This window comes from Pseudothioclava arenosa, assembly GCF_002358085.1.
Taxonomy (GTDB): Bacteria; Pseudomonadota; Alphaproteobacteria; order Rhodobacterales; family Rhodobacteraceae; genus Pseudothioclava; species Pseudothioclava arenosa.
The window spans coordinates 301489-307761 of the sequence record NZ_NTJD01000004.1 but is presented as its reverse complement, the minus strand read 5'-3'; the positions used below and the strand labels follow the sequence as shown (position 1 = coordinate 307761).

Below are 6273 nucleotides of genomic sequence, written 5' to 3'. Positions count from 1 at the left end.
CGCCGAGCCTGCAGGCTGGTCGGTGTCGATCGCAAGGCAGTCCGGCGTGAACGCCCGCCGGACTGCGCCGAGATCCGCAAGGAGATGCAGGAGATCGCCAGCACGCGGCGTCGGTTCGGGTATCGCCATGTGTGACGGGTGGAGTGAAGGGCCAAGCGGTCATCGGTTCCCTTGCCCAGCACCTTGCGGCGGAAGCGAGTGAACCACTGAGAAACCGCTGCGGCCTTCCCTGAGGCAGGTCTGATGGGCCACTCGGGGAACACCCTGCCGGATGCGCCATGCGCTGCGATGCGGGCTTGCAGGAGCGTCTGAGCCTCACCCACAACGGGGATGAAGCGGCGGGCGTTTTTGGTCTTGCCCTCGGTGATGTAGAAGCCTGACCCATCCTTGCGGGCTTGATCGGTGGTGATGGTGGCGATTTCATCGGCGCGACAGCCTGTGGCGATGGCAAGGCGGATCAGATCGCCTTCCTTGCTTCCGCGTGTCGTTGCCTTCAACAGTGCGGCGCACTCGCTGGGCTGATAGTCTTGCCGCTTCTGCTCTCCCCGGTTCTTGGACCTGCGCAGCCCTTTGGGGAACTCCCACGGGTTTGCTGTGGTCTTTTCCAAGTGGCCGCTTTCAATAGCCCAGACCCACAACTGTTTGAGGAGGGTGGTGTTCTTCTCAATGGTCTTCGCAGAAAGGCCGTTAGGGCTTCGATGATTGCGCACCGAGGGCAGGTATACGTCACGAAAGCGCCGCGCATCCTCGGGTGTAACGCCCTCCAAGCAAGCGGTCTTGGTGTCGTCCTTGAGGAACGTGCGGAGGTGCTTGATCGCCGTGTCGAGGTTCATCACTGTGGTGCGCTTCAATGGTGCGTAGCCGTAGGGATTCCCTTCACGACGCGCTTCGACGTATTGCGCATGGGCGAGAGTAAGCGGGTAACCTGCTCCGGAGGCAACGAGAGCGAAACGTCTCAGTTGTTCGGGTGGGGCTGCGCCGCGCTTGGCGGCTTCCTCTATCTTGTCATTGAGGATGAACTCGACAGGGACGTTGAAGGGGTCGCCTTCTTCCTCTGCTTCACGGCGAGCCACCTTGACCATCTCACGCCATTCGAGGGCTGAGGCGAGCGTGAAGGTTTTATCCTCCCTCAATCCATCTTGGAGCCTGCGGATGTCGCCCAGCGCGATGTCACGCAGTCTGCGGGCTGTGGGGAGGTGACGGGTGCCAAGCCCTCTGGTGATTGCCTTGCGAAACGGTTTGCCATCCCAAGGGTTCGGAACGCCTATCAACTCTGAGGGCGTATCCATCTTAAATACCCAGCTCTTGCCGGGGCCTCGGGGTTGTTTGAGATAGCGCATGTCCTCTTTGGTGGCCTTCTTGTTGTCCAGTTCGGACAACGAGCCTTCGGACATCTCTCCAAAAAACGTTTTTATTTCAACGGTTTAATGGAAGTGGCGGAGAGACAGGGATTCGAACCCTGGGTGGGCTCACACCCACAACGGTTTTCGAGACCGCCCCGTTCGACCGCTCCGGCACCTCTCCGCATCGGTGGTCTTTGGTAGGGGGGGATTTATAGCGGCGCGCAGCGGCTTGCAACCCCGTTTTGAGAAAATTTCTGCCGGTTTTTCGCGGGTCTGCGCGCAGATCTTTGCCGAGCTGCAAGAATGCTGCTGGTGCAGCATTGGCGGGCGCGCTAGGGCAGGGGCATGCACGCTTGTTTTACGCCATTTTCGCCCCGATTCTCGGCCCTGACCGCAGCGGCGACGCTTTGCGCGGCACTGATTTCTGCGCCTGCATGGGGTGCCGATCCGGGGCAGGTGGCGCAATTGCTGCATGTCGAGCGTCTCTTTGCGATTCTCGGGCGCGAATCTGAGGATTACGCAAGCGATCTGGGCGCCGAATTCCTTGGCAACGGCGCCGATCCGGGCTGGCATGACGAGGTGCGGCGCATCCACGATCCGGCGCGCCTCCAATCGGCCTTCGAGGCGGTGCTGGCCGATGAGCTGAAAGATGACCCTCTGCCCGAGATCACGCGCTTCCTGTCCAGCGAGACCGGCCAGCGGATGATCGACCTTGAACTTGATGCGCGCGAGGCGCTTCTGGACCCGCGCGTCGAGGCGGCGGCTGAAGGGGCGCTGGAGGCGGCCGAGGCCGCGCAGGACGCCCGCCTGGGGCTGGTGCGCGATGTGATCGCGGCGGCCGGATTGGTCGAGGAAAACGTTGCCGGCGGGCTGAATACGAATTTCGCCTTCTCGGTCGCTTTGGCCGAGAGCGGGGTCTATGCCTATCCGGTGTCGAAAGACGAGATCCTTGCCGAGTTGATCGCGGAAGAACCCGCGTTGCGCGACGAGGTCACGCTCTGGCTCGAATCCTATCTGATGATGGCCTATGCGCCGGCCTCCGAAGCCGAGCTGCGAGACTGGCTGGAGTTTACCCGCTCCGATGCGGGGCAGGCGCTGCTGCATGCGCAATTCGCCGGGTTCGACCGGGTGTTCAACGCCAGTTCCGCCGCGCTCGGCCATGCGCTTGCGCGGCGGATGATGGCGTCGTCGCTCTGATCAGCGCATCCGCAGCGCGCCGTCGAGGCGGATCACCTCGCCGTTCATGTAGCCGCAGGAAATCAGGAAACCGGCAAGACGCGCGTATTCCTCGGGGTCGCCAAGGCGCTTGGGGAAGGTGACTTCGGCGGCGAGCGTGTCCTGCACCTCTTGCGGCAGGCCTTTCATCATCGGCGTGGCGAAGATGCCCGGCGCGATGGCGCAGACGCGGATGCCCTGGGTCGCGAGGTCGCGCGCCAGCGGCAGGGTCATGCCCGCGATCCCGCCTTTCGAGGCGGCATAGGCGGCCTGTCCCTTTTGCCCATCGAAGGCCGCGATCGAGGCGGTGTTGACGATCGCGCCGCGCTCGGGGCCTTCGTTCTTCGCCATCTCGGCCGCCGCAAGCCGCAGCACGTTGAACGAGCCGACGAGGTTGATGTTGATCGTGCGCGCGAAGCCTTCGAGGCTGTGCGGCCCATCGCGGCCCACCACACGCTCGCCGGTGGCGATGCCCGCGCAATTCACCAGCGCATCAATGCCGCCCATTGCGTCCACGGCAGTGGTGATCGCTGCCTGCACGCTTTCCTCGCTGGTCACGTCGGTGCGGGCAAAATTGCCGCCGATCTCGTTGGCCAGCGCCGTGCCGCGCGCCTCGTCCAGATCGAAGATCGTCACCTTGGCGCCCTGCGCCGCCAGATATTGCGCGGTTGCTGCACCCAGCCCCGAAGCGCCGCCGGTCACGATCGCGCGCAAGCCCTGAAGTTCCATTCATGCCTCCCAAACTGAACGTGTGTTCAATAAATGCGCGAGCGCCCGAAAAGTAAAGTCCGAAGCGCGCTGTGGGGCGGGGTCGTGATCTGCTGAACGTTACGTCACTTTGGCGTTGCGCCCGGTTGAAGCCCCGCCAAACCGAGGCCGTCACCGGAGATTTTCCGCCCTGCGGGGATGGTCCATGCGCAGATCCGGAAAATCAACGGAAGTTTGCGGGGCCTCTCGTCTGGGATTGTCAGGCGACAGTCTCCGGGCGAATATGAGGTGATAACAGAATTTACCGGAAAGATGCCGAAGATGGACACTATAGACCGTAAAATCGCCACCTGCCTGATGGGGGATGCCCGCCTGTCGCTGGCCGAGATTTCGGCGCGGGTGGGGCTTTCGACATCGGCGGTGAACGATCGGATTCAGAAACTGCGCCAGCGCGGCGCGATCCGGGGCATTCGGGCGGATCTTGATCCGGCGGCCTTCGGGCGCCCGGTGCTGGCTTTCCTGTTCGTGGCGCTGGCGCGCGGGATCTCGGAGGAGGCGTTTCGCGCCGATATCGCCGGGCGCCCCGAAGTCACCGCCTGCCATCACGTCACTGGTGGCTGGAACTATCTGATTCAGCTGCGCCTTGAGGGGCTGGAGGCGCTCGAAGCGTTTCTATCAATGCTCAAGGCGGGAGGCTGGATTGAGCGTTCGGAAACCATGTTGTCACTGTCCGCGGTGGTCGAGCCGCCGGTCATCTTGCGGGGGTTGTGATGCTGTTTCTCAAGGCTTTGCTGACAGGTCTGGCGATTGCCGCGCCGCTCGGTCCGATCGGGGCGCTTTGTATCCAGCGGGTGCTGAGATCAGGGTTTCTGGCGGGGCTGGCTGGCGGGCTTGGCACGGCGTTGGCGGACGGGCTTTACGCGAGCCTCGCCGCGATGGGCTTTGCGGCCTTTGCGGCCCTGCTCGAACGGATTTCCTTGCCGCTCGGGCTTTTGGGGGGCGGGTTCCTGATCTGGCTGGCGATCAAGGGCTGGCCGCGCGGCGGGCAAGCGGTCGAGGCCGCGAAGGCGCCGACGCAGCGCGGGCTTTTGCCGACTGTCGCCACGACTTTTGCGCTGACCATGGCCAACCCCGCGACGGTGCTGAGCTTTGCCGCGATCTTCGCGGGGCTGGGTCTGGCGGAGACTGCCTCGACCGGCGCCGCGCTTGCCGTGGTGGCGGGGGTGTTCCTTGGCTCGATGCTGTGGTGGGCGTTTTTGTCGGGGCTGGTCGCGGCGCTGCATCACCGCTTGCCCGACAGCTTCGCGCTGTGGACGGCGCGGCTTTCCTCGCTGATGATGGGGGGCTTCGGCCTCTGGTCGCTGGCGCGGGTGCTGCTCTAGCCGTCGGGCGCGATCAGCCCGAGCCCGCGCAGGTAGATGCCGATGCCGCTTTCCAGCAGATCAGCCGGCGGAAAGGGCGCCCGCGCGCCGGGCTCGCCGCGCGCATAAAGCTCGACCACGCCATGGCTCATTGCCCAGATATGGGCTGCGACCATGGCGGGCGGCGGGCGGCGATCTTCGGGCAGATGTGCAGTGATTGCCGCCGTCGCCGCCTCCATCACGCCCATCGCGCGCGCCGCCAGCGGCGCCAATGCGGGTTCGCGGTTGGGCGAGAGCCCCGCCTCGAACATCGCCATGTAATGGCCCGGATATTTCCGCGCGAAGGCGAGGTAGGCCCGCCCCGTCGCGCCAAAGGCCGCCAGCGCCGAGGGTTTGCCGCCGTTCCAGGCATGCTCCATCAGATCGGCGAAAATCGCATAGCCTTGGCGCGCACAGTCCACGATCAGCGCCTCGCGCCCCTCGAAATGGCGATAGACGGCGGCCGGGGTCACGCCCGCGATCTTGGCCGCCTCCGAGAGGGTAAAGCCCGTCGGCCCCTTTTCCTCGATCAGCCCCAGTGCCGCCTCTACCAGCGCCTGCCGCAGATTTCCGTGATGGTAGCCGCGCTTAGACATCGAGCAGATCAACCCCGCCGCAGATCATTTCATCTGCCTTGCCAATGGCTTGGCGGTCCTTCTTCGCGTAGTCGATGGCATTCAGGACGGTCTGGATCGCCGCGATGCGCGCGCGTTTCTTGTCGTCCGAGCGGATCACCGTCCAGGGCGCATGCGCGGTCGAACTGCGCCCGAGCGTCTCGGTGATCGCCTCGGAATAGGCGTCCCATTTCTTCAGCCCCTCGACGTCGATCCAGCTCAGCTTCCATTGCTTGAGCGGGTCCTGCTCGCGCGCGAGGAAGCGGCGCAGTTGCTCGGCGCGCCCCACGTTCAGCCAGAGCTTGACGAGGATCACGCCCTCGTCGACCAGCATCTTCTCGAACTCGGGCAGTTGGGCAAAGAAATGCTCGCGCTGCGCGGGGGTGCAAAAGCCGAACACATGCTCGACCACGCCCCGGTTATACCACGAGCGGTCGAACATCGCGATCTCGCCCGCCGCCGGCAGCCAGTCGACATAGCGCTGAAAATACCATTGCGTGGCCTCGCGCTCGGTCGGTTTCGGCAGCGCCACGACATAGGCCGAGCGCGGGTTCAGGTTCTCCCGCATCACCCCGATCGTGCCGCCCTTGCCGGCCGCGTCGCGCCCCTCAAAGACCACGACCAGCCGCTTGCCCGTCGCTTTCAGATCCCAGAGCATCTTGACCAGCTCGACCTGCAAGGCCTCCATCCGCGCCTCATAGTCCTTGCGCTTGAGCTTTTCGCGATAGGGATAGCTGGCCGAGAGGATATCGTCCTTGTCGCCCTCTTCGATCGCCTTGCGAATGCCCTTCGGCGCCTCGGTCGCAAGGAATTTCGTGATGTCGCCGACAAAGGGGATCTCGATCTTGGCCTTGGACATGGCTCTCTCCGCGCTGCCTCAGGAATGTGAATTGGCTTCACTATAATCGTGCGCCTGCGCCCCGCAAGCACTCAGGCCCGGCCCTTCATCGAGCCGGAAATACTCCGGGGGTGAATTGGCGTGAGCCAAGAGGG

Annotated in this window: 6 protein-coding genes, 1 tRNA gene and 2 pseudogenes; 4 read left to right on the top strand and 5 right to left on the bottom strand. The window is 64.1% G+C overall.

What is annotated here, in order from left to right:
- Window positions 1-132: pseudogene (locus CLN94_RS14135) on the top strand (IS3 family transposase); the annotation flags it as partial.
- Window positions 133-185: 53 nt separating this feature from the next.
- On the opposite strand, the pseudogene CLN94_RS14130 reads toward CLN94_RS14135, so the two are convergent.
- Window positions 186-833 (bottom strand): annotated as a pseudogene (locus tag CLN94_RS14130) (phage integrase SAM-like domain-containing protein); the annotation flags it as partial.
- Window positions 834-1434: 601 nt separating this feature from the next.
- Window positions 1435-1524 (bottom strand) — tRNA-Ser (locus CLN94_RS07655).
- A gap of 164 nt (window positions 1525-1688) precedes the next feature.
- On the opposite strand from CLN94_RS07655, the gene CLN94_RS07650 reads away from it, so the two are divergent.
- Complete coding sequence (locus tag CLN94_RS07650) at window positions 1689-2540, top strand: DUF2059 domain-containing protein (RefSeq protein WP_096432785.1); 852 nt, start codon at window positions 1689-1691, stop codon at window positions 2538-2540.
- Here CLN94_RS07650 and CLN94_RS07645 read toward each other — a convergent pair whose 3' ends face one another.
- The gene (locus tag CLN94_RS07645; RefSeq protein ID WP_096432783.1) at window positions 2541-3287 is read right to left on the bottom strand and encodes an SDR family oxidoreductase; all 747 of its coding nucleotides are present in this window, start codon (window positions 3285-3287) and stop codon (window positions 2541-2543) included.
- Between the two features lie 300 nt (window positions 3288-3587).
- Here CLN94_RS07645 and CLN94_RS07640 point away from each other — a divergent pair, with 300 nt between their 5' ends.
- Together CLN94_RS07640 and CLN94_RS07635 are read left to right on the top strand one after the other, a co-directional pair.
- Entirely contained in the window at window positions 3588-4037 is a 450-nt protein-coding gene (locus CLN94_RS07640) for an Lrp/AsnC family transcriptional regulator (protein WP_096432858.1), read from the top strand.
- Entirely contained in the window at window positions 4037-4648 is a 612-nt protein-coding gene (locus tag CLN94_RS07635) for a LysE family translocator (RefSeq protein WP_096432781.1), read from the top strand. Before CLN94_RS07640 ends, CLN94_RS07635 begins: the two co-directional genes overlap by 1 nt.
- Here CLN94_RS07635 and CLN94_RS07630 read toward each other — a convergent pair.
- Together CLN94_RS07630 and ppk2 are read right to left on the bottom strand one after the other, a co-directional pair.
- A complete protein-coding gene (locus CLN94_RS07630) occupies window positions 4645-5262 on the bottom strand; it encodes a TetR/AcrR family transcriptional regulator (RefSeq protein ID WP_096432779.1) in 618 nt (205 codons plus the stop codon). The two genes, CLN94_RS07635 and CLN94_RS07630, sit on opposite strands and share 4 nt — an antisense overlap.
- Complete coding sequence (gene ppk2, locus CLN94_RS07625; RefSeq protein WP_096432856.1) at window positions 5255-6124, bottom strand: polyphosphate kinase 2; 870 nt, start codon at window positions 6122-6124, stop codon at window positions 5255-5257. The genes CLN94_RS07630 and ppk2 overlap by 8 nt, the downstream gene beginning before the upstream one ends.
- Between the last annotated feature and the right edge of the window lie 149 nt (window positions 6125-6273).